The organism is Mesorhizobium sp. M0045 (genome assembly GCF_040323385.1).
GTDB lineage: Bacteria > Pseudomonadota > Alphaproteobacteria > Rhizobiales > Rhizobiaceae > Mesorhizobium.
On sequence record NZ_JAMYUY010000004.1, the window covers coordinates 322,337 to 346,410 of the forward strand.

Sequence of the window (24,074 nt, forward strand, 5' to 3'; positions counted from 1 at the left end):
GGCGCGAATGAAGTTCTCGCGCCTTCGCCTGCTCGGCTTCAAATCCTTCGTAGAACCCAGCGAGTTCGTCATCGAACGCGGCCTGACCGGCATCGTCGGGCCGAATGGCTGCGGCAAGTCGAACCTGGTCGAGGCGCTGCGCTGGGTTATGGGCGAAAGCTCCTACAAGAACATGCGTGCGTCCGGCATGGACGACGTCATCTTTTCCGGTTCCGGAACACGACCGGCCCGCAACACCGCTGAAGTCACGCTTTTTCTCGACAACAGCGACCGTAGCGCGCCCTCGGCCTTCAATGATGCAGACGAGTTGCAGGTTTCGCGCCGCATCGAACGCGAGGCGGGTTCGCTCTACCGCATCAATGGCAAGGAGGCCCGCGCCAAGGACGTGCAGCTGCTGTTCGCCGACCAGTCGACCGGCGCGCGTTCGCCGTCGATGGTCGGGCAGGGCCGCATCGGCGAGCTGATCCAGGCAAAGCCGCAGGCGCGCCGCGCGCTGCTGGAAGAGGCAGCCGGAATTTCCGGCCTGCACACACGGCGCCACGAAGCCGAGCTGCGGCTGAAGGCAGCGGAACAGAACCTCGAAAGGCTGGACGACGTCGTCGGCGAACTGGAAAGCCAGATCGAAAGCCTGAAACGCCAGGCCCGCCAAGCCTCGCGCTTCAAGAACCTGTCGGCCGACATCCGCAAGGCCGAAGCGACGCTGCTGCATCTTCGCTGGACGCTGGCCAAGAGGCAGGAAGGCGAAGCGCGTTCGGCGCTGGCGATTGCCACCGCGCTGGTCGGCGACCGTGCCGCCGCCCAGATGGCTGCCGCCAGGGAACAAGGCATCAACGCCCACCGGCTGCCGGACCTGCGCGATGCCGAAGCCGCTGCCGCCGCAGCCTTCCAGCGTCTGTCGATCGCCAAGGCGCAGATCGAGGAAGAGGCAGGCCGCATCCGCGCCCGCCAGGCAGAGCTCGACCGCCGACTGCAACAGCTTGATGGCGACCTTGCCCGCGAGGAGCGCATGGTCCGCGACAATGCGGATATTCTCGAACGTCTCGCTGCCGAAGAAGCCGCGCTCAACGCCGAAAACGCCGGCGCCGCCGAGCGTGAGGCCAGCACCCGCGGGGCTTTCGAGCAGGCGGCATCGACGCTTGCCTCTAGCGAGGCCAGGCTCGCCGCGCTGACCGCCGAACGGGCGGAGGCTGCCGCCTCCCGCAACCAGATCGAACGGACGCTGCGCGACACCGCTGAGCGCCGCGACCGCTTTGCCCGCCAGCTTGCCGATGTCGACCGCGAATTGTCGGAGATCGTCTCCAGGGTCGCCGGCCTGCCCGATCCCGCCGAGAAGCGGCTGCTGGTCGAACAGGCGCTGGCACTGCTCGAAGGGGCCGAGGCAGCAGCGATCGCAGCCGAACGGGCGGTCGCCGAGGCGCGCGCGGGCGAAGGTGCTGCCCGCCCACCGGTTCAGGACGCAAAGGCCGAGCTGGCGCGGATCGAAACCGAGGCCCGCACGCTTGCCAAGATCCTCAATGCTGCGAGCGGCGACTTGTTTCCCTCGGTGCTGGAGCAGATCAGCGTCGAGCGCGGCTACGAGACGGCGCTGGGTGCCGCACTTGGCGAAGATCTCGACGTGCCGCTCGACCGCAGCGCGCCGGTGCATTGGGGCCAGAGCGAAATCCAGCCCGGCGACGCCGCGTTGCCCGAAGGCATAAAGAGCCTCGCCAGCGTGGTGCGCGCGCCGGCGCAGCTGGCCCGCCGGCTGGCCCAGATCGGCATTGTTGAAGCCGCCGACGGAAGAAGGCTGCAGACGCTGCTTGCTCCCGGGCAGCGATTGGTCAGCCGCGAAGGCGCGCTGTGGCGCTGGGACGGCTTTACCGCCAGCGCCGATGCGCCGACCGCTGCCGCGCAGCGGCTGGCGCAGAAAAACCGGCTGGCCGAACTCGACGCCGAAGCCGTTGATGCCACCCGCATCCTGCGCGACGCCGAACAGGCTCTTGCCCGGGCCGAACAGGCGCTTGCCCAGGCGAGCGAAGCCGAACGCTCCGCTCGACAGGCCGGGCGCGACGCCCAGCACGGGCTGGACGCTGCTCGCAATGCGCTGGCCGAGGCCGAAAAGGCCGGCGGCGAACTGTCGAGCCGGCGTGCAGCACTTGACGAGGCGCGCGCCCGCATTGTCGACAGCCATGAGGAAACGGCGACAGCATTCGTCGAGGCGGAAATGCTGCTGCAGGACGCGCCCGATCTCGGCGATCTGCAGTCGCAACTCGACCAGTCGGCCGCCAACGTCGCCCGCGACCGCGCCGCCCTTGCTGATGCGCGCGCCGTTCACGAGGGCCTGAAGCGGGAAGCCGAGGCACGTGCGCGCCGGCTCGACGCCATCGGCGCGGAACGGCGCAACTGGGTGGAGCGCGCCGAAAACGCGTCGACGCAGATCGCAGCGCTCGGCGAACGCAAGGCCGAGGCCGAGGCCGAGCGCGAGCGGCTGGCCGACGCCCCCGACGAGATCGACGCCAAGCGGCGCGCCTTGCTGTCGCAGCTCGCCGAGGCCGAAAGCCTGCGCAAGGCTGCCGGCGACCGCTTGCAGGAAGCGGAGAACCGGCAGTCCGAGCTGGACAAGGCTGCGACCGCTGCCATCCAATCGCTCGCCGAAGCGCGCGAAACGCGTGTTCGCGCCGAAGAGCGGCTGACCGCCGCCGACGAGCGTCGGCTGGAAGTCGAAGCGCGCATCCAGGAAACGCTGAACACGCCGCCGCATCTGGTGATCCGCCACACCGGCCTCGAACCCGACAGCCCGATGCCCGAAATGGCCGAGATCGAGCGTCAGCTCGACCGGCTGAAGGTCGAGCGCGAACGGTTGGGCGCCGTCAATTTGCGCGCCGAGGAAGAGCAGAAGGAACTGTCGGACCGGCTGGAGACCATCGTCTCCGAACGCGACGACATCATCGAGGCGATCCGGAAGCTGCGGCAGGCGATCCACAGCCTGAACCGTGAAGGCCGCGAGCGGCTGCTCGCTGCCTTCGAGGTGGTCAACGGGCATTTTCAACGGCTGTTTTCGCATCTGTTCGGCGGCGGCACCGCCGAGCTGCAACTGATCGAGTCCGACGATCCGCTCGAAGCCGGGCTCGAGATCCTGGCGCGACCGCCCGGCAAGAAGCCGCAGACGATGACGCTGCTGTCCGGCGGCGAGCAGGCGTTGACGGCCATGTCGCTGATCTTCGCCGTGTTCCTGACCAACCCGGCGCCGATCTGCGTGCTCGACGAAGTCGACGCGCCGCTCGACGACCACAATGTCGAACGCTTCTGCAATCTGATGGACGAAATGGCCGCAACCACCGAAACGCGCTTCGTCATCATCACACACAACCCGATCACGATGGCGCGCATGGACCGGCTGTTCGGGGTAACCATGGCCGAGCAAGGCGTCAGCCAACTGGTATCGGTTGACCTGCAGGCGGCCGAAGCCATGCGCGAGGCAAGCTGACGCATCAGCTTAATGGTGGTCTCCACCTCGGCTTTCGACTATAGCACGACGAAATGGGCCGGATCTGCCGCTCCAGATACCGGCCCGGCTATGCGCGTGGAGAAGCTTGTTGCCTATACTTGTCACCGGAGCCGCGGGGTTCATTGGCAGTCACGTTTGCCACTATCTGCTCGACCGGGGACAAGCGGTCGTCGGCGTCGACAACATGAACGACTATTACGACCTGGCGCTCAAAAAGGGGCGGCTTGCCCGCCTTCTGCCCCGCAAGGATTTTTCGTTCCACCAGCTCGATATTGCCGAACAGGGCGCGCTTGCGGCTGCTCTGGCCGGGCAAGGCATCGTCAGGATCGTGCATCTCGCCGCGCAGGCGGGTGTGCGTCACTCACTCGACAATCCGCGGCTCTATGTCCGCTCCAATGTCATGGGTCACCTCGAAGTGCTCGAATTCTGTCGCGCCGAACCGGCATTCGAGCATCTGGTCTATGCCTCGTCGAGCTCGGTGTATGGCGGCAACCGCAGCGTGCCGTTCAGCGAAGCCGATCAGGTCGACAAGCCCGTTTCGCTCTACGCCGCCACCAAGAAAACCGATGAGTTGATGAGCCACACCTACGCCCATCTGTTCGGCATACCGCAGACCGGCCTGCGGTTTTTCACGGTCTATGGTCCCTGGGGCCGCCCCGACATGGCCTATTGGATGTTCACCCGGGCGATGCTCGAGGGCAAGCCGATCCGGGTTTTCAACAATGGCGAAATGTGGCGCGATTTCACCTACATAGACGACGTCGTCAAGGCGGTCGTCGCCGTGCTCGACAAGCCGCCTGCAGCTGACGTTCCGCCGAACAGGCTCTACAATGTCGGCAACAACCGGCCGGTGCGCCTGGGCGATTTCATCGACATTCTGGAAAGGCTGCTCGAGGTCAAGGCAATCCGCCACAACGAGCCGATGCAGGCGAGCGACGTCGAGAAGACTTACGCCGACATGACCGCGCTGGAGCGGGATTTCGGCTTCAGGCCTAGCGTTTCGATAGAGGACGGGCTGAAGAAGTTTGTCGACTGGTACCGGCCGTACTCGAAGCAGTGATTTGCACCACTCGCCGTGACGCCTTCAAGCGGGACACCTGGAGTGGGCACAAGTCGGTCCGCAAAAGCATCATTTTGTCCTAACATCCTGTTAACCACATGCTCGCTGAAAGGTATCCGATTAACCTTTGAGGCGCTTATGACCGCTATGTTTCGTGGCTTGCTGTTCAATATGAGCTGTGTGGATGTGCGGATTCGGGGGCTATTTCGGTTCAGTCCGGGATGCGGAAGCTTTGCTTGCGCGCATGACGTCCGCGATCGCCCATCGCGGACCGGATGAACAAGGCAAATTCGTAGCGCCCGAGGCTGGACTTGGGCATGCGCGGCTGTCGGTGATCGGAATTGGTGATGGCCAGCAGCCGATGTCCGACGAAACCGGCAATTTGACGATTGCGTTCAACGGTGAGATTTTCAATTACGTGGAATTGCGCGAAGGGCTGTTGGCCAAAGGCCGACGCTTCCGCACGTCGAGCGACACCGAGGTTCTCCTGCAGCTGTATGAGGAGATGGGCGAAGACTGCCTGCCGCTCCTGAACGGTGATTTCGCCTTCGCGATTTGGGACAACCGGCGGCGGCGGATGGTGCTTGCAAGAGACCGCATGGGTGTTAGGCCGCTGTTCTACACCAGCAAGGACGGGGTGCTCTACTTTGCGTCCGAGATAAAAGCCCTGCTGAAGGTACCCGGCATCTCGGCCGAAATCGATCCGATTGCAATCGACCAGATCTTTACGCTGTGGGCGCCGATCGCTCCACGCACGGCTTTCCGCGATATCCACGAGCTGGAGCCGGCAAGCGTAATGATCGCGACACAGGGGCAAGTGACGGTCAAACCATACTGGCATCTGGACTATCCTCATCGAGATTCGCCATCGAAGATCACCAATGAGGACAACGCTGCCGAAGAACTGCAGGCCCTTTTGACCGACGCGGTGAGGCTTCGCATGCGCGCCGACGTGCCGGTCGGTTCTTACCTTTCGGGCGGGCTCGATTCATCCCTCGTTTCGGCACTCGCGGCCGGTATGACTCCTCTTAAGCTGCAGACATTTTCCGTAACGTTCGACAGCGCCGAGCATGACGAAAGCGCCTTCCAGACCGAAATGGCGTCAGCACTTGGCACGCGCCATCGAACCATAGCCTGTCGTGCCGGTGATATCGCCGGCGTGTTTCCCGAAGTCATCCGCTTTACCGAGCGGCCGATCATCCGCACCGCCCCGGCCCCCCTCTATCAACTGTCCGGCCTTGTTCGCCAGGCGGGTTTGAAAGTGGTGCTGACAGGCGAAGGCGCCGACGAAGTCTTTGCCGGCTATGATGTCTTCAAGGAAGCGCGGGTTCGCCGTTTCTGCGGACGACAGCCGGCATCGCGCATAAGACCACAGCTGTTCCGGAAGCTTTATCCCTATCTGCCAGGTCTGCAGCAGCAGTCCGTAGAGTACCTGGCCGCGTTCTTCGGCACCGGCAGCGCAGCCCTGGACGATCCGCTGTTCTCGCATCGGCCGCGTTTCAAGACCACATCAGCGGCCAAGATGTTTTTCTCCGGTGACCTGCGTGCGACATTGAAGGGCTACGACGCAGCCGAGGAACTGGCCGGCCGGTTGCCTGAGGCGTTTTCCCGGTGGCATCCGCTGCATCAAGCGCAATATCTCGAAACCCGCTTTCTCCTGCCCGGCTACATCCTCTCCAGCCAGGGCGATCGCATGGCCATGGCGCACGGTATCGAAGGGCGTTTCCCCTTCCTTGACCCTCGCTTGGTGGAGTTTGCGGCAAGACTTCGGCCGGAGATGAAGCTCAAGGGACTGGTGGAAAAACACATACTGCGCAAAGTTGCCAAGCACCTGCTTCCGACGGCCATCAGCGAGCGCACCAAACAGCCTTACCGGGCGCCGGAAGCCCGCTCCTTCGTTGGACCCGGAGAACTGGACTACGTACGCGACTCGCTGAGCGAGGCGAGCATCGCCGCCGGAGGACTATTCAACGCCAAGGCGGTGGCGAACCTGCACGACAAATGCCGCTTGCAGCCCGCGTCCGGATTCCGCGACAATGCGGCTTTCGTCGGCATTTTGTCGACGCAGCTGTGGCAGAAGATTTTCACCGGCGAAAAGGTCGGTGCAGCACGAGCGGCCTGAGAAATCGAGGTAATGGAAAATCATGGTAGCAATCAAGGACAAGGTCAAAACCTTTATCGTCGAAAACTTCTTGTTCGGCGACACATCCTACGAGCTTGCGGACTCCGCATCACTGATCGAAAACGGCATCATCGATTCGACGGCCGTGTTGGAGCTCGTGGCATTTATAGAGGATGATTTCGGCATAGCGATGGTCGATGCCGACATCGTACCGGCCAATCTGGATTCGATTGACCGCATCTCAGCCTTCATCAAGGCAAAAGCAGAAGCGCTGGCAGCGTAGGCGCCATCGGCGAGGAGCGTCCGTGCGAATCGAACATTTCCTGACGGCGAAAGCCGCTGCCCATCCAGCCAAAACGGCATTGATCACCGAGCACAAAAGGCTGTGCTACGAAGAGCTGGACGATCTCTCGAGCCGCCTGGCCAACGCCCTTTTCATGAATGGCGTCAGGCGCGACGACCGGGTCCTGATCTTCATGGACAATTGCTGGGAGGCTGCGGTTTCGATTTTCGCGGTTCTTAAAGCGGGCGCGACTTTCAGTCCGATCAACGCATCCACCAAGGCAGAAAAGCTGGCCTACATCATCACCGATTGCGATGCCGCCGCGATCCTCACGCAAGCAAGACTGATGCCCGTGGTCGCCGAGGCGTCCGGATACTCCGGCAAGACCGGTATCTTCGTGGCTTCCACCGTTGCTGCCGATAACCAATGCCCGGCAGGAGCCACATCCCTGACGGATTGCTTGACGTTTCAAGCCGGAGAGATTGACCATCGCGGCATTGACGTCGATCTTGCGATGTTGATCTACACCTCGGGCTCGACCGGCCGGCCCAAGGGTGTGATGATGACGCACCGCAATTGCGACGCGGCGGCCGACTCCATCACCACCTATCTGCGCAACTCGCCCGACGACATCATCTTGAATGTTCTGCCGCTCGCCTTCGACTACGGCCTCTATCAGCTGCTGATGGCCGTCAGGCTCGGCGCCACGCTCGTGCTCGAGAAGTCCTTCGCTTTTCCCCAGGCGGTCTTTGAACGCATCCGCCGGGAACGAGTGACCGGGCTTCCGCTCGTGCCCACGATGGCAGCGATGATCCTGCAGATGCGTGATCTGGCGCCGGGCTTCCTGCCCAGCCTTCGCTATATTTCCAACACGGCGGCTGCCTTGCCGCCCTCTCACATAGAACGCCTTCGGTTCCTTTTCCCCGGTGTCAGGCTCTATTCGATGTATGGCCTGACGGAATGCAAGCGCTGCACCTATCTGCCGCCCGAGGAGCTGGACCGCCGGCCGGGCTCGGTCGGAATAGCAATTCCGAACACCGAAGCCTTTGTCGTCGACGACCACGGGCAACGGGTGCCGCCGGGCGTAGCAGGCGAGCTGATCATTCGCGGGCCGCACGTCATGCAGGGTTATTGGCGAAACGAAGCTGCGACGGCACGAGCCCTGCGCCCGGGTCCAAACCCTTGGGAGAAGGTTCTCTACACCGGCGATCTGTTCAGGGCCGATGAGGAGGGCTTTCTTTATTTCGTCGGCCGCAAGGACGACATCATAAAGTCGCGGGGGGAGAAGGTGGCGCCCAAGGAAGTGGAAGCCGTGCTTCACGCTCATCCGGGCATCGCGGAAGCGGTGGTTGTCGGTGTGCCGGATCCCGTGCTCGGGCATGCGATCGGCGCAGTTATCGTACGGTCCGACCCGGCGCTTAGCGAAAAGGATATCATCCGTCACTGTGCACGCCACCTTGAGGACTTCATGGTCCCCAAGGTCATCGAGTTCCGCCGGGAACTGCCGAAGACCGATACCGGCAAGGTCAGCCGTCGGCTTGCGGCAGAAACCATGGAGGCCGCGCAATGAATGTTCGCCCGACCGAGGATGCGCGGACCTTTCTGGCGCAGGCTCTGGCAATCGACCTGATCGCCGAAACGGACCGTATCGTAACGGCCTTGCGCCAGCAGTTGCGCGGGCTTCGCAAGCGGGGCCTTGTGCTCGGTCTTTCGGGCGGGATCGATTCGAGCGTGTCGGTCGCGTTGGCGGCACGAGCCGTCGGGCCCAAGAATGTGCTTTGCCTGTTTATGCCGGAAAGCGATTCCGATCCTGAAAGCCTGCGGCTCGGCCGCCTCGTCGCCGAAACTTTCGGTGTCGAGGCTGTGACGGAGGATATCGGGCCGATCCTTCGCGCAATGGGCTGCTACAAGCGTCGCGACGCCTTCATCCGCGAAGTGGTCCCGGAATACGGCGAAGGCTGGGCCTCGAAGATCGTCATTGCGAACGCGCTCGAGGGCGGGGGGTACAACATCTCATCCCTGGTGGTGCAGGATCCGGAAGGCAAGCAGACGAAACTGAGAATGCCGCTACCTGTCTATCTCGGCGTTGTCGCCGCTACCAATATGAAACAACGCACCCGCAAGCAGATTGAATACTATCATGCCGATCGCTTGAACTTCGCCGTTCTTGGAACGCCGAACCGGCTGGAATACGATCAGGGTTTCTTCGTGAAGAACGGTGACGGCGCCGCGGACGTCAAGCCGATCGCCCATCTCTATAAAACGCAGGTCTATGCGCTCGCGGCCCATCTCGGTGTTCCGGAGGAAATCCTCAACCGGCCTCCGACCACCGATACCTACTCGCTGGCGCAGACCCAGGAGGAGTTCTACTTCTCGTTACCTTATGATCGTATGGATCTTTGCCTTTACGGTCTCAACAACGGCGTGGCGGCTGAGGTAGTGGGCCAGGCGGCGGGGTTGGCCGCCACACAAGTGGAACGCGTCTGGGCCGATATCATCGCCAAACGCAGGGCGACGCGTTATCTGCACCAGCGTCCGCAACTCGTTGATGTCGTCGAGGAAATCGGCACCTGACAAACAGGTAGAGCGGTGTGCACGGTTCGATTTGCATGCATCCCGCTCTAGCTGAAACGGCTCCCGATCAGCCGGCTCCATTGCTCGCCCGCAAGCCCGTTCAGGAAAACTTGCGAGTTCTTCATCGCGTCCAACAGCTCTGGATCACGTGAATGCACCACCGTTGAAGCAACGGTCAGGAAAGCGATGCGTCGTCCAAGCATCGCCTCTAGAAGTGCAGGTTGAACACGTCCGCGCAGGCCGCTGACGCCGCGCGCGGCGGCATGATCGATCAGGCAGTCTATCACGGAGCCCGCCTGGCCGGGCAGGGCGAGGATCTGCAGCACGCGGCCAATTTCATACTTCCGTGCGTAATAGGCGAAAGCGCCGACCTTGGTGCCGACTGGCGACGTCACGCAAACATAGACAAGCTCGCCCAGATCCGGCTTTTGTGCGGCATCGGTCAGGATGTGGTCGAGTTGGTCTTCCGTCCATTCCGGGCGTAGCGCGAAACGCGCGATAAACGGCCCGATTAGCTTGGCAAATGTGTGGCTGTCGATTTCGGACATCCGAAATCCCCCGTGACCTGCCCCGTCCGCCGCCACTCCCGACCAGCGTCGTTCGCTGGACGTCATCCTCCTGCAATAGAATCGGTCGACGGCGCGCGCCAACGGATTGAGCACTCGGGCAAGCTCCATGCGATTGGCGGAAAGGCTGAGCATGAAGGTCGCTGGCCGCATCACACGCACCCAGTCGAGGCTGTATTGCGGCAGGACCACGCCGCGCAGCCGGGTCCACAATTTCACGGAGATATCGTTGGCCGTCTCGCTGAAGGAGATGTCCTGCGGACCATCCAGGTAAGCTTTCAGCAAGCGGGCGCCGGCCAGCGGGTCGTGCTCATGGTCCTCGACCATGAGCGAACTACAGATGGCGGCGCGTACTTGACGGCCGTTGAACGTCATCGGCAACACATGAACGCCGACAAACCCGGAGACACGACCGGCGTCGTTGACGTGGACAAGCGATCGGAGGTTGTCTCCGCAACCGGGCGCATCCAGATAAAACCGTTTCATGTATTCCACGAGAGAGGCCGGCGCTTCGGTCCTTTCCTTCAACAGCACGCGTTGAAACATGTTCGCGACTGCCGGGAGATCGGCGCCTTGCAAGGCGCGAATGACGCTCAAGCCCGGCTCCCGCCACCAAAGTTCCGCCCACCGAGCTTCCGGGCCAAGGCGACACGAGGCACGAAAACATCGGACGCGCGTTCCAACTCGACGCCCATGAAGCCGTGCAACCTCGGCCAGTTGCGATCGCCCCGGTGACCGAACGGAGTGCTGAATTGGTGCGGCAAGGTGGAACCCTTTGCTTGACCGACGAAAAACCGGCGTCATTGCTGCTAGCAGATTCAGGTAAACCGATATTAAAGTCGTTGCTATGAATGGTAGCGAACCTGGTCGTCCGGGCCTCATACTTGGGGATCAGCAATTTTGGTTCCTGGCGGACTCCATACGACCGGCGTGAGTTGCGTGCTCCACGTCGAACCGTTTCGGCTAGCCAAAGTTTCGTGCGGCGGCTCTTGACTGCGGGCGCGGGCGGAATACGGTGAGGACAAATACCGGCTCTGGCCGCCGGGCGGCAAGAATGCCTCGTATGCCTCGCCTTGCGGCGGTGGCTGCGGGGCATTGTCATTTTGAGGCTTTGCTTGAAACGGCATATCGAGATCGGCATTCTCTATTCGCGGTCCGGCAACTACCGGCTGGTGTCCGAATCCTGCCGCGCGGGCGCGGTGAACGCCATCGCCGACGTCAATGCCGATCCCGCTGTCCCCTTCGAATTCGTCCCGGTCGAGCGCGACCCGCAGGGCAACATCGATCGGTATGCAAGCGGCTGCGCCGACATTCTCGCCAACAGTGGCGCGCGTCACATCATTGGCTGCGTCACCTCGTGGAGCCGCAAGGAGGTCATTCCAATCCTGGAAAGGGCAGGCGGCACGCTGTGGTACGCCTGCCCGTACGAAGGCTTCGAAGCCAACGAGCACGTCGTCTATACGCACGCCTGCCCCAATCAGCATCTCGTACCGCTGCTTGCCTATGTCGTGCCTCGTTTCGGCGCCGACGGCTTCCTGCTCGGTTCCAACTACATCTGGGGTTGGGAGACCAACCGTGTGGCGCGCGACCTGATTGCGGACGCCGGCGGCAAGGTGCTGGGCGAACGCTATCTGCCGCTCGGCGAGGTCGACGTTGCGCGGCTGATCGCGGAGGTACAGGCGACGAGACCTGATTTCATTCTGAACAATCTCATCGGCCCTTCGTCCTATGCCTTTATCGCCGCCTATGCCGAGCTTGGCCGGCGCGACCCGCATTTCAGGCCGGAGCGTTGCCCGATCCTGTCCTGCAATCTCACGGAATGCGAATTGCCGGCGCTCAACGGGGCAGGCAATGGCCATCTTTCCGTTGGGCCCTATTTTCACGACATCTCGGGCGCGGATCGCGGAGCGGCTTCAGTGTCTTCCGTTATGCCTGCCTCATCCTTCGAGGCGGCGGCTTATGCCTCGGTGCGCACGCTCGCAGAGATACTCACCCGCAACCCCGGTGCACAATGGATGGACCTTCCCAAGGTCTTTGCCGGAACATCATTTCGAACACCGCTGGGCGACATCGCCATCAACCCGCAAACCCAGCATGCTACGTTGCCGGTGCAGATCGGACGTATCGATGGAACATCGTTCAAAACGGTCACGCTGACGAAGGGCGTGGCACCCGATCCCTACCTTTCCCGATATGACCGGACGGAGACGTTCGGGCGGCCACGCCTGCGGGTGGTGTCGTGAGCAAGATGGCGCGTATCCCGAACCTTGGAGGCGCCAGGGCTTTTGTCCTGCATCGTCCACATCCGACCGTGCAGGCGATCACAAGGCAATTGTCGGCCATCGGCCTTGAGGCGATTGGCTTCTGGCCGGAACTGCCGGCCGAAGCCTTGGCGGCGGACTTCGTCTTCTTCGACGTCGACCTCGGCTTTGACGAGCAATTTCCGTGGAAGCCGGGCGAGGCCCCGATGCCGCTGATAGCGCTGATCGGCTCCGAGGCGCCGGGGCGTGTCGAATGGGCACTGTCGCACAAGGCCGATGCCCAATTGCTGAAACCGGTCGGCAATGCCGGCGTCTACAGCGCGCTTTTAATCGCAAGGCAGAGTTTCGAGGCGCGCAAGCTTCTGGCCGGCGAGATCGCCTCGCTTCGTCAGCGGGTCGCGGAGCGCCAGACCATCGTACGCGCGGTGGAGGCCTTGTCGAAGGGCGCCGAAGACGGCCGTGCCTATGCGCAGCTCCGCTCGCTGGCGATGAGCTGGCAAATCAGCGTTGAGGAAGCCGCGCGCAGGATCGTGGCGATGACACAAGAAGAAGGCGACGATGACCAATCCGATCGCGCCTGAGCTTTCAGCCGCCGGGCGTATGCCAGCCAAGCCTCGCGCCGGCCTCTGGCGACGTCTGCTAAAACGGCCTCTCGCTTTGCTCGGCCTCGGGATTATTGCCCTTGTCTTGGCCGGCGCCATTCTTGCACCGTGGCTGACAGGCTACGATCCGAACGAGCAGATGTTCGACGGGCTCACGCTTGAAGGCGCGCCACTGCCGCCGGGAGCCCAGTTCTGGCTAGGCACCGACCTGCTTGGCCGCGACCTGCTGACCCGTCTCCTATTCGGCGCGCGCACGTCGCTGATCATCGGCATCGTCGCCAATGGCGTGGCGCTTCTGATCGGCACGCTGGTCGGCATCACCGCCGGCTATTTCCGCGGCTGGATCGGCAGCGCGCTTATGCGCTTCACCGATTTGATGATGGCTTTCCCGGCGCTGCTGCTCGCCATCTGCCTGGCGGCGGTGCTCCAGCCGAGCCTGTGGATCGTCGCCATGGTGATCGCATTGGTGAACTGGGTGCAGACCGCCCGCGTCATCTACACCGAGACAAGTTCGCTCTCCGAGCGCGAGTTCATCGATGCCGAGCGCACCATCGGCGCAAGCGCTCCACGTATCCTGTTTCGCCATATCCTGCCCCACCTTTTGCCGACGATCATCGTCTGGGGCACGCTCGGCATCTCGACGACGGTGCTTCTGGAAGCGACGCTCAGCTATCTCGGCATCGGCGTGCAACCGCCGACTGCTTCCTGGGGCAACATCATCTTCGAAAATCAAACCTATTTTCAGGCAGCGCCCTGGCTGGTTTTCTTTCCGGGTGCGGCGATCCTGGCGCTGGCGCTAGCCTTTAACCTGGTCGGCGATGCGCTGCGCGACATCCTCGATCCGACGCAAAGGGGACGGGCATGATCGCCTATCTCGGCCGCCGCGTTGTCCAGTCGGTGCTCATCTTGCTCGGCGTCTCCCTGATCACCTTTGCGCTGCTCTATCTGCTGCCCGCCGATCCTGTCCGCCAGATCGCCGGCCGCAGCGCAACGCCCGAGACGGTTGAGAGCATCCGCCGGCAGCTTGGTCTCGACCAGCCCTTTGTCGTCCAGTACTGGCACTACCTGACCAGCCTTCTCAGCGGTGATCTGGGGCGCTCCTACATTCAGCGTTCGGAGGTCACGGAGCTTATCGTCTCGCGGCTGCCGGCAAGCCTGCTGCTGATGGTTGGTGCCATTGCTTGCGAAGTCGTGATCGGGCTGACAATGGGCCTCATCGCCGCCATCAAGCGTGGCACCGCCACCGACCAGTCGCTGATGGTCGCCTCCTTCGTCGGCGTCTCGGCGCCGCAATTCGTCGTCGGCCTGCTGCTGCTTTATGTATTCGCGGTGCGGCTCGGCTGGTTCCCGATCGGCGGTTACGGCACCTGGCGTCATCTGGTGCTGCCGTCGCTGACCATGGGAATTCTTGGCGCCGGGTGGTACGCCCGCATGATGCGCTCGTCGATGATCGACGTGCTGCGCCAGGATTACGTGCGTACCGCGCGTGCCAAGGGTCTTGCACGCAGCGCCATTATCTTCCGGCACGCGCTCCCCAACGCCATCCTGCCGGTCATCGCCATGATCGGCATCGATATCGGCATCTTCATGGGCGGCATCGTGGTTGTCGAAAGCGTGTTCGGCTGGCCAGGCATCGGCCAGCTAGCCTGGCAGGCCATTCAGCGCATCGACATTCCGATCATCATGGGGGTCACCCTGGTTTCGGCCTTTGCCATCGTGCTCGGCAATCTCCTGGCCGACACTGTCGCACCGTTCATCGATCCGCGCATCAAGCTCAGATGAAAACCAAAAATCAGAGAAGGGAACATGACATGAGAAAATATCTGATATCCACCGTGGCAGCATCGGCGCTTGCGCTGGTGCTTGGCATGACGAGCGTAAGCGCCGAAGACGTCGTCGATCCGAATGCCAAGCAGGGCGGCGCGATCACCATCACCTACAAGGACGACGTCGCCACGCTCGATCCGGCCGTCGGCTATGACTGGCAGAATTGGTCGATGATCAAGAGCCTGTTCGACGGGCTGATGGACTACGAGCCGGGCACCACCAACCTGCGGCCTGACCTTGCCGAGAGCTACGAGATTGCGCCTGATGGCAAGACATTCACCTTCAAGCTGCGCCATGGAGTGAAATTCCACAACGGCCGCGAGATGACCGCCGACGACGTGAAATATTCGCTCGACCGGGTCACCAATCCAAAGACACAGAGCCCGGGTGCCGGCTTCTTCGGCTCGATCAAAGGCTATGACGATGTCGCTGCCGGCAAGGCGGAAAGCCTGGCCGGCATCACCGTCGTCGATCCCTACACGATCAAGTTCGAGCTGACCCGGCCCGACGCCACCTTCCTGCATGTCATGGCGATCAACTTCTCGCACGTCGTGCCGAAGGAAGAGGTCGAGAAATACGGCGCGGACTTCGGCAAGCATCCGGTCGGAACCGGCGCCTTCAGGCTCGCCGAATGGATGCTCGGCCAGCGCGTGGTCTTCGAGCGCAACCCGGATTACTGGCACAAAGGTCTGCCGCATCTCGACACGATCACCTTTGAGATCGGCCAGGAGCCGATCGTGGCGCTGCTGCGGCTGCAGAAAGGCGAGATCGACGTTCCCGGCGACGGCATTCCCCCGGCGAAATTCCAGGAGGTGATGGCCGATCCCGAGCAGAAGGCCCGTGTCGTCGAGGGCGGCCAGTTGCACACCGGCTATATCACCATGAATACCACCATGGCGCCCTTCGACAATGTGAAGGTGCGGCAGGCGGTCAACATGGCGATCAACAAGGACCGCATCGTCCAGCTGATCAACAACCGTGCGGTGCCGGCCAATCAGCCGTTGCCGCCGTCGATGCCTGGCTACGACAAGGAATTCAAGGGCTGTCCCTATGACGTGAGCAAGGCCAAGGCTTTGCTCACCGAGGCCGGGCATCCCGACGGATTTGACACGCAGTTGTTTGCCATGAACACCGATCCCAACCCGCGCATCGCGCAGGCCATTCAGCAGGATCTGGCGGCGGTCGGCATCAAGGCCAGTATCCAGTCGCTCGCGCAGGCCAACGTCATCGCCGCCGGCGGCGACAAGGCCGGTGCGCCGATGATCTGGTCCGGCGGCATGGCCTGGATCGCCGACTTCCCCGATCCGTCGAACTTCTACGGCCCGATCCTCGGCTGCGCTGGTGCCGTCCCGGGCGGCTGGAACTGGTCGTGGTATTGCAACAAGGAGCTTGACGCCAAGGCAGCCGAAGCCGACTCCATCGTCGACCCGGCCAAGGCTGGCGAACGCGCCAAGATGTGGAGCGAGATCTACGGCAAGATTATGGAAGACGCGCCCTGGGCACCGGTGTTCAACGAGCAGCGTTTCACCATGAAATCAGCCCGCATGGGTGGCGCCGACAACCTCTATGTCGACCCGGTCCACATCCCGATCAACTACGACAATGTGTATGTGACCGATGTGCAATAACTGCGACTACACCATCCACGGGCGCCACCATCATTTCGGCTGGGACAATTCCTTTGTCCCGGCCGAACGAGTGGCGCCAGGGTCGACGATCGAGTTCCAATGCCTGGACTCGTCCGGCGGGCAGCTGACGATGGAGAGCACCGTCGACGACGTTGCTGTGCTCGATTTTGCCAAGGTGAACCCGGTCACTGGGCCGATCTATGTCGACGGGGCGGAGCCGGGCGACGCCCTGAAAATCACTATCGAGGCGTTCAAGCCGTCCGGCTTCGGGTGGACGGCAAATATCCCGGGATTCGGTCTGTTGGCGGATGACTTCACTCAACCGGCACTGAATATCTGGAAGTACGACGCCGCCTCGCTCGAACCGGCGCTGTTCGGCAGGAGCGGCCGGGTGCCGCTCAAGCCCTTCGCCGGCACCATCGGCAATGCCCCGGCTGAGCCGGGTCTGCATTCGGTGGTCCCGCCGCGGCGCGTGGGCGGCAATCTGGACATACGCGATCTCGCTGCCGGCACGGTGCTCTACCTGCCAGTAGAGGTCGCGGGAGCGTTGTTCTCGGTCGGCGACACGCACGCCGCGCAAGGCGACGGCGAGGTCTGCGGCACGGCAATCGAGAGCCCCATGAATGCCGTGCTGACGCTCGATCTGGTCAAGGATGCCCGGCTGCGGACGCCGCGTTTCACAACGCCCGGTCCGGTGTCGCGGCATCTCGACGCCAAGGGCTATGAGGTGACAACCGGTATCGGGCCGGATCTGATGGACGGCGCCAGGAGCGCCGTCTCCCAGATGATCGACCTGCTCTCCGGCCGCTACGGCATGGATCCGGTAGACGCCTATATGCTCGTCTCGGTTTGCGGTGACCTGCGCATCAGCGAGATCGTCGACATGCCCAACTGGGTGGTTTCGTTCTACTTCCCCCGCTGCGTCTTTGAATGAACGTGGAGGACATCAAACGATCCGGGCAGGCCGCCGCGGAGAGTGGCTCCATTAGGCCGGTACTCAGCGTCTCAGGTCTGAGCGTCGCCGTGCGTGGCGAGGAGGGCGAGCGCGACGTCGTTTCCGACCTGACATTCGGCCTGATGCGCGGCGAAACGCTTTGCATTGCCGGCGAGTCCGGTTCCGGCAAGTCGATGACGGCGCTGGCCATCATGGGCTTGCTGCCGCAGCCGGCGGCACGCATCAGATCAGGCTCCATCCGGCTCGGCGATCAGGATCTCGCGGCTCTCAGCGAGAGCGGCATGCGCCGCATCCGCGGCAACCGTATTGCAATGATCTTTCAGGAACCGATGACATCGCTCATCCGGTTCTGTCCATCGGCCGTCAGCTCACGGAGGCGATCGAGGCACACACCTCGCTGTCACGCTCCGACTCGCGGCTGAGGGCGCTCGAGGCGCTGAAGGCAGTCCGAATTCCGGATGCCGAACGGCGGCTCGAGCACTATCCGCACGAACTCTCAGGCGGCATGCGCCAGCGCGTGATGATTGCCATGGCTCTGGCCCTGAACCCGGATGTGCTGATCGCCGATGAGCCGACGACTGCTCTCGACGTCACGGTTCAGGGCGAGGTGCTGGAGTTGCTGCGTGACCTGCAGCGCGAGCACGGCACTAGCGTTATCCTGATCACGCACGACATGGGCGTCGTCGCCGAGATGGCGGACCGCGTCATCATCATGCGCGATGGCCGGATGGTCGAGCAGGGCAGGGCGGCTGACATCTTCAATCGCCCGCAGGCCGACTATACGCGCGAGCTTCTGGCCGCGGTGCCGCGCATCGGCGGCGGACGGACCGCCGAAGACCGACAAGACGCCGCCAACATGCCGGCCGAGCTTGTGTCTGTCAGCGATCTTCACGTCCGCTTCGACCTGCACGGCGGCTTCTTCGGCCGCGTCGACCGCAGGGTGCACGCGGTCGAAGGCGTCAGTTTCTCGATCGCGCCGCACGAAACCCTGTCGCTGGTCGGCGAATCGGGCTGTGGCAAGTCGACGACGGCCAAGGCGATCGCCGGGCTGGTGCCCTACACCGGCAGCATTTCAATCGGCGGCCACGACCTGTCGGCGCTCAGCCGCAAGGAGCGCAAGGCTGTGCGCCGCAATGTGCAGATGATCTTTCAGGATCCCTTCGCGTCGCTCGACCCGCGCATGCGAGTAGGCGATCTCGTCGCCGAGCCTCTGCTGATCCACGGCCTTGGTGACAGAGAGCAACGGCGTGCCCAGATCGCCGCCCTGTTCGAACGCGTCGGCCTCTCCGCTGACCAGATGGAGCGCTATCCCCACGAATTCTCCGGCGGGCAGCGCCAGCGAATCTGTATTGCAAGGGCGCTGGCGCTGCGACCGAAGCTGATCATTGCCGACGAGAGCGTCTCTGCTCTCGACGTGTCGGTGCAAGCGCGCGTGTTAAGATTGCTGAAGGAACTGCAGCGCGAATTCGGCGTCGCATATCTCTTCATCTCGCACGACATGGCGGTGGTAGAAAACATCTCGGATCGCGTGGCGGTAATGTATCTGGGGCAGATTGTCGAGATGGGCACCCGCGACCAGATCTTCTCCAACCCGTGCCATCCTTACACAAAGCGGCTGATCGAAGCCGTTCCGGTTCCCGATCCGGGCCGGCGCCGCGCCCGGTTCGCCCGTTTGGACAGCGAAATTCCAAGCGCTGTGCGGCGCATCGGTGAGGAGCCCCGGAAACTCAAGCTCGAAGATGTTGGCGACGGCCACCTCGTCGCTACTTGATCGAACTTAGGCTGCCTCGTCCAGCCAATCCCGCAGAGGCTCGGGGACAGCAGCCTATGTGATGCTCAGACGCGGGAAATGATCGGCGATGGCGCTGCCGCGGCAGCGCCAGTCGGCGATGCCGATCGCCAGTTTACATCTGACATGTTAGTGTGCTAACGCTACCTGCACATTGATTTCAACGGAGTTCGTATTGGCTTTCCGCTTTGGTCTTTCGGTTGCCCTAACCACACCCTTCGACCCGTCGGGGCAGATAGCGCTCGCGCCGATGATCGCGCATGCCCGAGCCTGCCTTGGCGCCGGCTGCAGCAGTGTGACGCTGTTCGGCACCACCGGCGAAGGTGCCTCGGTCGGCACCGACGAGCGGCGGATCGTGATCGAGGCCATGCTGGCGGCCGGTATTCCGGCACATCAGCTCGTTACCGGCGTGCTGGTCGATGCAGCCGAAGATGCCGCCGATCAGGCCCGGCACGCTTTGCAGCGCGGCGTTCGCAACATTCTGCTGGCTCCGCCGAGCTACTTCAAGAATGTCGGCGAGGACGGGCTGTTCGGATGGTTTTCCGCCGTCTTCGCCGCACTCGGTCCGCTGGCGCGCGACGTGCTCCTCTATAACATCCCCTCAGTCACCATGGTGCCGCTCCCGCTTGGGCTGATCGGCCGGCTGCGCACCGCTTTTCCCGCCGCGGTGGCCGGGGTGAAGGATTCCGGTGGGGACTGGAGCTACAGTGAGGCGCTGCTTGAAGCGCACGGCGATCTGGTGATCCTCATCGGCGACGAACGGCATCTGGCGAGAAGCGTGCGCCGCGGCGGACAGGGTGCGATTTCCGGCATGGCTAATTTTGTTACCGGCGAAATCCGCGCAATGGTCGAAGAGGGCCGCGACGACTCACGCGTCGAGGACTTCGTGCTCGAATTGCTCAAATACCCGGTCACGCCGGCGGTGAAGGTCATGGTCGCGCGCAAGATCGGCGACGAGCGCTGGCTGGCGGTTCGCCCGCCCCTGGAGGCGATCGGCCCGCAAGGACAGCGGCAGCTTGCTGCTGCATACGACAGGCTGTTTGCGACAGAGGCGGCCTAACCGACAAGGCCGGGCTGACCGACAAGGAAGCGAGCTGAAGTGGAAGACGGCAGCGAACCGATCACTCTCCGGGAGAAAGCCTATGCCAGCTTCACGCGGCATTTGCTGGCCCGTGATCTGCGGCCGGGGCAATTCGTGTCACAGCGCGAACTGGTCGCTTTCACCGGACTGCCGCTGGGTGCCATTCGCGAGATCGTTCCGCGTCTCGAGGCTGAGGGACTGCTGACCACCATCCCGCAGCGCGGCATGCAGATCGCGCATATCGACATCAATCTGATCCGCGAGGCGTTTCAGTTTCGGTTGTTCATGGAACGCGAGGCAGTGGCGCTATTCACGACCAGCGCTTCTGATGCCGAACTTGCCCGCATGCGGCGCGAACATGAGGAGATGTTGGCTCAAGCTCTGGGACAGGCGCCGACGCCGGAAATGGAGGCCAAGGCCCAGAACATCGACTGGGCCATGCACGACACCTTCATCAATGCGCTCGGCAACGAGATTATCGCCAAGGCCTACCTGGTCAACTCGGTGAAAATCCGGCTGATCCACCAGGAGCGTTTCCGCATCGACGGACGTGTGGTGCCGGTGATGCGCGAACATTTGGCGGTCATCGAAGCTATGGAGAGCCGCAATCCGCAAAAGGCGGTTGAAGCGATCAGTCTGCATATCGACAATGCGCGCCGGCTGGCGCTCCAGATCTGAGGAAATATAGCCGCGCCGCGGGTTCGCGGCGCATCCACAACGACAGCAACCGGGAGGAAGAAATGTCGTCCAATCTGTTCAACCCAACCAGGAGGCAACTCCTTGCCGGAACCGCAGCGCTAACCGCTGCCGGCCTTGTGGGGCTTCGCCCCGGCTTTGCCGCAGGCGTCGACTGGAAACGCTTTGCCGGGACGACGCTTGACGTCAATCTGGTGAAAAGCCCGCGCAGCGACACCATCCTGAAATATCTTGCCGAGTTCGAGGAACTGACCGGCATCAAGGTCAATGCCGAGGCAACGCCCGAGCAGCAGCAGCGCCAGAAGACGGTGATCGAGTTGAGCTCGGGCAAGCCGAGCTTCGATGTCGTGCATCTGAGCTACCACGTGCAGAAGCGCCAGTTCGAGAAGGGCGGCTGGCTGGCCGACATCGCCGGCTATCTCGCCGACCCGTCGCTCACCGATCCGGCGCTGGTCGAAAGCGACTTCGCCGAAGCCGGCATGCTGTTTGCCAAGGACGGCCAGGGCGTGCTGCGCTCGCTACCCTTCTCGGTGGACTACTGGATCCTCTACTGGAACAAGGAGCTGTTCGAGGCCAAGGGCCTCAAATACCCCGAGACCTTCGAGCAACTGGTGGCCGCCGCCGAAGCGCTGACCGACCCCTCGACCAATACATACGGTTTCGTCGCCCGCGGGCTCAAGAACGCAAACACGCCGGTGTGGACGTCGCTGATGCTCGGCTACGACATGACGCCGCTCGATGACAAGGGCAAGCTGCGCACCGAGGCTCCCGAGGCGGTCGAGGCTGCCAAGCTCTATCAAAGATTGATGACCAAGTCCGCCCCTCCGGGCGTCACGGGGTTCAATTGGGCCGAAGCACAGTCTGCCTTCCTGCAGGGAAAGATCGGCATGTGGTTCGACGGTGTGGGTTTTGCCCCGCCGATGGAAAACCCGGAAAAGTCGAGGGTGGTCGGCAAAGTCGGTTATGGCGTCATGCCCAAGGGTCCCAAGGCGCATGCCTCGGGCACCTTCGGCGACGGGATTGGCGTTACCGCCGCCAGCGAGAAGAAGGAAGCTGCCTATCTGTTCTGCCAGTGGGCGGTATCGCCAGCCATGGGCGCGCGGCTGTTGCAGGCCGGCGCTGGCGTTCCGTTCCGCAAATCAGTGCTGGAGGATCCCAAGGTGCGCGAAGGCGTAACCATGCCGGCAAGCTGGCTCGATGCCGTGGTCGGCTCGGGCAATATCAGCCGGCTGGCGCTGCCGGTCATCATCCCCGTCACGGAATTCCGCGACATCTATGGCGTGGCGCTGACCAACATGATTGCCGGCGCCGATCCCGCCGCGGAGCTGAAGAAGGCCACCGAGCAGTTCCAGCCGGTTCTCGACAGGAGCGAGCAGGGCTGATGTCGGCCACCACCCCAGAACAGACCGGGGTGACGATGCCGGTTATCGACGGGAGCCAGACCATCCGGCTGGCTCCCAACTACTGGCCTTTCGTTGTCCCCGCACTCGTCGTCGTCGGCGCCGTCATCGTCTTCCCCTGGGCTTTCACCCTGTGGATGAGCGTTAACCGCTGGACGCTCGGCCAATCGCGGAGCTTTGCCGGGATGGAAAACTATCTCCGCCTGGCAAGCGACCCACGTTTCTGGGAATCCCTTGTTCATACGTTGACCTACACCTTCCTCTCGGTTGCAGCGCCGATGCTGCTGGGCACTCTGGCCGCCCTGATTTTCGACGCCAGGTTTCCGCTGCGCGGCTTGCTGCGCGGCGTCTTCGTCATGCCGATGATGGCGACACCCGTTGCCGTGGCACTGGTTTGGACAATGATGTTCCATCCTCAGCTTGGCGTGCTCAACTACCTGCTGTCGCTGGTCGGCATCCCGGCTCAGGAATGGATATTCAACGCCAACACGGTCATCCCGTCGCTGGTCGCGGTCGAGACCTGGCAGTGGACGCCGCTGGTCATGCTGATCGTGCTCGGCGGGCTGGCCTCGGTGCCGCGCGAGCCCTTCGAAAGCGCTGAGATCGACGGCGCCAATGCCTGGCAGCAATTCCGCTATCTCACTCTGCCGATGATCGCGCCGTTCCTGATGATCGCGGTCATCATCCGGACCATCGATGCGTTGAAGAGCTTCGACATCATCTACGCGATGACCCAGGGCGGCCCGGGCACGGCGTCGGAGACCATCAACATCTATCTCTACAACACCGCCTTCTCCTACTACGATATCGGCTACGGCTCGGCCATGGCCGTGGTGTTCTTCGTCGTCATCGTGGCCCTGTCTTTTGTCCTGCTGATGCTGCGCCAACGCTCGCAGTGGATCGATACGGAGGGCAAATAGATGAGTTCACGGCTGCTCAACCGGATCGGTCTGTTTTTCGCTGCCCTGGTTTTCGTCTCGCCGGCGATCCTGTTCTTCCTCTGGATGATCTCGTTGTCGCTGAAATTCGAAATCGATAACGGTGCCTATCCGCCGATCCTGATCCCCGAACGTTTCGCCTGGTCGAACTATGTGAAAGTGTTCGAGGAGAACAATTTCCTGCTGTATCTCTGGAATTCGGTTCTGGTCACCGGCACGGCGACCTTGCTGGCGCTGTTGATCGGCGTACCGGCCGGGTATGGCATCGCACGGCTCAAGGCTGAACGATCGGCGGTCGTCATCATGATCGCCCGCATGACGCCCGGACTATCCTATCTCATCCCGCTGTTTCTGCTGTTTCAATGGATCGGGATCCTCGGCACGCTCTGGCCACAGATCATCATCCACCTGGTGGTGACGGTGCCGATCGTGGTCTGGGTGATGATCGGCTATTTCGAGACCACGCCGATGGAACTGGAGGAGGCGGCCAACATCGACGGCGCCAGCTCGTGGCAGGTTTTCCGGCTGGTTGCCCTGCCCATCGCCAAGCCGGGCATCGTCGTCGCCTTCATCCTGTCCGTGATCTTCTCGTGGAACAATTTCGTTTTCGGCGTGGTGCTCGCCAGCCGTGAGACGCGCACACTCCCGGTCGCCGTCTACAACATGCTGTCCTACGAGCAGGTCAGTTGGGGCCCGCTCGCCGCGGCGGCGCTGGTGGTGACGCTGCCGGTGCTGATCCTGACCATGTTCGCGCAAAGGCAGATCGTCGCGGGGCTGACCGCCGGCGCCGTCAAGGGCGGCTGAG

Annotated in this window: 18 protein-coding genes and 1 pseudogene; 18 read left to right on the forward strand and 1 reads right to left on the reverse strand. The window is 62.7% G+C overall.

The features are described 5' to 3' along the window. Positions 1-7: 7 nt before the first annotated feature. From smc to nadE, 6 genes are all read left to right on the forward strand, one after another. The gene (smc, locus tag NKJ72_RS08875; RefSeq protein ID WP_352476686.1) at positions 8-3,466 is read left to right on the forward strand and encodes a chromosome segregation protein SMC; all 3,459 of its coding nucleotides are present in this window, start codon (positions 8-10) and stop codon (positions 3,464-3,466) included. Positions 3,467-3,575: 109 nt separating this feature from the next. Beyond that, positions 3,576-4,547 (forward strand): NAD-dependent epimerase/dehydratase family protein, encoded by a 972-nt coding sequence (locus tag NKJ72_RS08880; RefSeq protein WP_352476687.1) that lies wholly within the window; start codon positions 3,576-3,578, stop codon positions 4,545-4,547. Positions 4,548-4,731: 184 nt separating this feature from the next. Next, positions 4,732-6,669, forward strand: a complete 1,938-nt coding sequence (asnB, locus tag NKJ72_RS08885) for an asparagine synthase (glutamine-hydrolyzing) (protein ID WP_352476688.1) — start codon at positions 4,732-4,734, stop codon at positions 6,667-6,669. Between the two features lie 19 nt (positions 6,670-6,688). Further along, the gene (locus tag NKJ72_RS08890; protein ID WP_352476781.1) at positions 6,689-6,952 is read left to right on the forward strand and encodes an acyl carrier protein; all 264 of its coding nucleotides are present in this window, start codon (positions 6,689-6,691) and stop codon (positions 6,950-6,952) included. A 22-nt stretch (positions 6,953-6,974) separates the two neighbouring features. Then, a complete protein-coding gene (locus tag NKJ72_RS08895; protein WP_352476689.1) occupies positions 6,975-8,522 on the forward strand; it encodes a class I adenylate-forming enzyme family protein in 1,548 nt (515 codons plus the stop codon). Then, positions 8,519-9,526, forward strand: coding sequence for an NAD(+) synthase (nadE, locus tag NKJ72_RS08900; protein WP_352476690.1), 1,008 nt, complete (start codon positions 8,519-8,521; stop codon positions 9,524-9,526). Before NKJ72_RS08895 ends, nadE begins: the two co-directional genes overlap by 4 nt. Positions 9,527-9,573: 47 nt before the next feature. Here the strand turns inward: nadE and NKJ72_RS08905 are convergent, their stop codons facing one another. Next, positions 9,574-10,689: a hypothetical protein gene (locus tag NKJ72_RS08905; RefSeq protein WP_352476782.1), complete on the reverse strand. Its 1,116-nt coding sequence runs from the start codon at positions 10,687-10,689 to the stop codon at positions 9,574-9,576. A 518-nt stretch (positions 10,690-11,207) separates the two neighbouring features. Here NKJ72_RS08905 and NKJ72_RS08910 point away from each other — a divergent pair. The 12 genes and pseudogenes from NKJ72_RS08910 to NKJ72_RS08965 all read left to right on the forward strand — a co-directional run bounded on the left by NKJ72_RS08910 (position 11,208) and on the right by NKJ72_RS08965 (position 24,073). Further along, on the forward strand, positions 11,208-12,335 hold the full coding sequence (locus NKJ72_RS08910; RefSeq protein ID WP_352476691.1) for a transporter substrate-binding protein: 1,128 nt from the start codon (positions 11,208-11,210) through the stop codon (positions 12,333-12,335). Continuing rightward, positions 12,332-12,934: an ANTAR domain-containing response regulator gene (locus NKJ72_RS08915; protein ID WP_352476692.1), complete on the forward strand. Its 603-nt coding sequence runs from the start codon at positions 12,332-12,334 to the stop codon at positions 12,932-12,934. The genes NKJ72_RS08910 and NKJ72_RS08915 overlap by 4 nt, the downstream gene beginning before the upstream one ends. A 19-nt stretch (positions 12,935-12,953) precedes the next feature. After that, positions 12,954-13,820 carry an ABC transporter permease gene (locus NKJ72_RS08920; RefSeq protein WP_352476783.1) on the forward strand — a complete coding sequence of 289 codons (867 nt, stop codon included), beginning with the start codon at positions 12,954-12,956 and terminating at the stop codon, positions 13,818-13,820. After that, complete coding sequence (locus NKJ72_RS08925) at positions 13,817-14,737, forward strand: ABC transporter permease (protein ID WP_352476693.1); 921 nt, start codon at positions 13,817-13,819, stop codon at positions 14,735-14,737. The genes NKJ72_RS08920 and NKJ72_RS08925 overlap by 4 nt, the downstream gene beginning before the upstream one ends. A gap of 29 nt (positions 14,738-14,766) precedes the next feature. Then, entirely contained in the window at positions 14,767-16,410 is a 1,644-nt protein-coding gene (locus tag NKJ72_RS08930; RefSeq protein WP_352476694.1) for an ABC transporter substrate-binding protein, read from the forward strand. Then, the gene (locus NKJ72_RS08935) at positions 16,400-17,344 is read left to right on the forward strand and encodes an acetamidase/formamidase family protein (protein ID WP_352476695.1); all 945 of its coding nucleotides are present in this window, start codon (positions 16,400-16,402) and stop codon (positions 17,342-17,344) included. Before NKJ72_RS08930 ends, NKJ72_RS08935 begins: the two co-directional genes overlap by 11 nt. Continuing rightward, positions 17,341-19,136 (forward strand): annotated as a pseudogene (locus NKJ72_RS08940) (ABC transporter ATP-binding protein). Before NKJ72_RS08935 ends, NKJ72_RS08940 begins: the two are co-directional and overlap by 4 nt. A 193-nt stretch (positions 19,137-19,329) precedes the next feature. Continuing rightward, entirely contained in the window at positions 19,330-20,214 is an 885-nt protein-coding gene (locus tag NKJ72_RS08945) for a dihydrodipicolinate synthase family protein (RefSeq protein WP_352476696.1), read from the forward strand. 39 nt (positions 20,215-20,253) lie between these two features. Beyond that, positions 20,254-20,913 (forward strand): GntR family transcriptional regulator, encoded by a 660-nt coding sequence (locus NKJ72_RS08950; RefSeq protein WP_023674176.1) that lies wholly within the window; start codon positions 20,254-20,256, stop codon positions 20,911-20,913. Between the two features lie 62 nt (positions 20,914-20,975). Next, positions 20,976-22,313 (forward strand): ABC transporter substrate-binding protein, encoded by a 1,338-nt coding sequence (locus NKJ72_RS08955; RefSeq protein ID WP_352476697.1) that lies wholly within the window; start codon positions 20,976-20,978, stop codon positions 22,311-22,313. 35 nt (positions 22,314-22,348) lie between these two features. Further along, complete coding sequence (locus NKJ72_RS08960) at positions 22,349-23,251, forward strand: carbohydrate ABC transporter permease (protein WP_352476784.1); 903 nt, start codon at positions 22,349-22,351, stop codon at positions 23,249-23,251. Then, positions 23,252-24,073: a carbohydrate ABC transporter permease gene (locus tag NKJ72_RS08965; RefSeq protein WP_352476698.1), complete on the forward strand. Its 822-nt coding sequence runs from the start codon at positions 23,252-23,254 to the stop codon at positions 24,071-24,073. Position 24,074 lies beyond the last annotated feature (1 nt).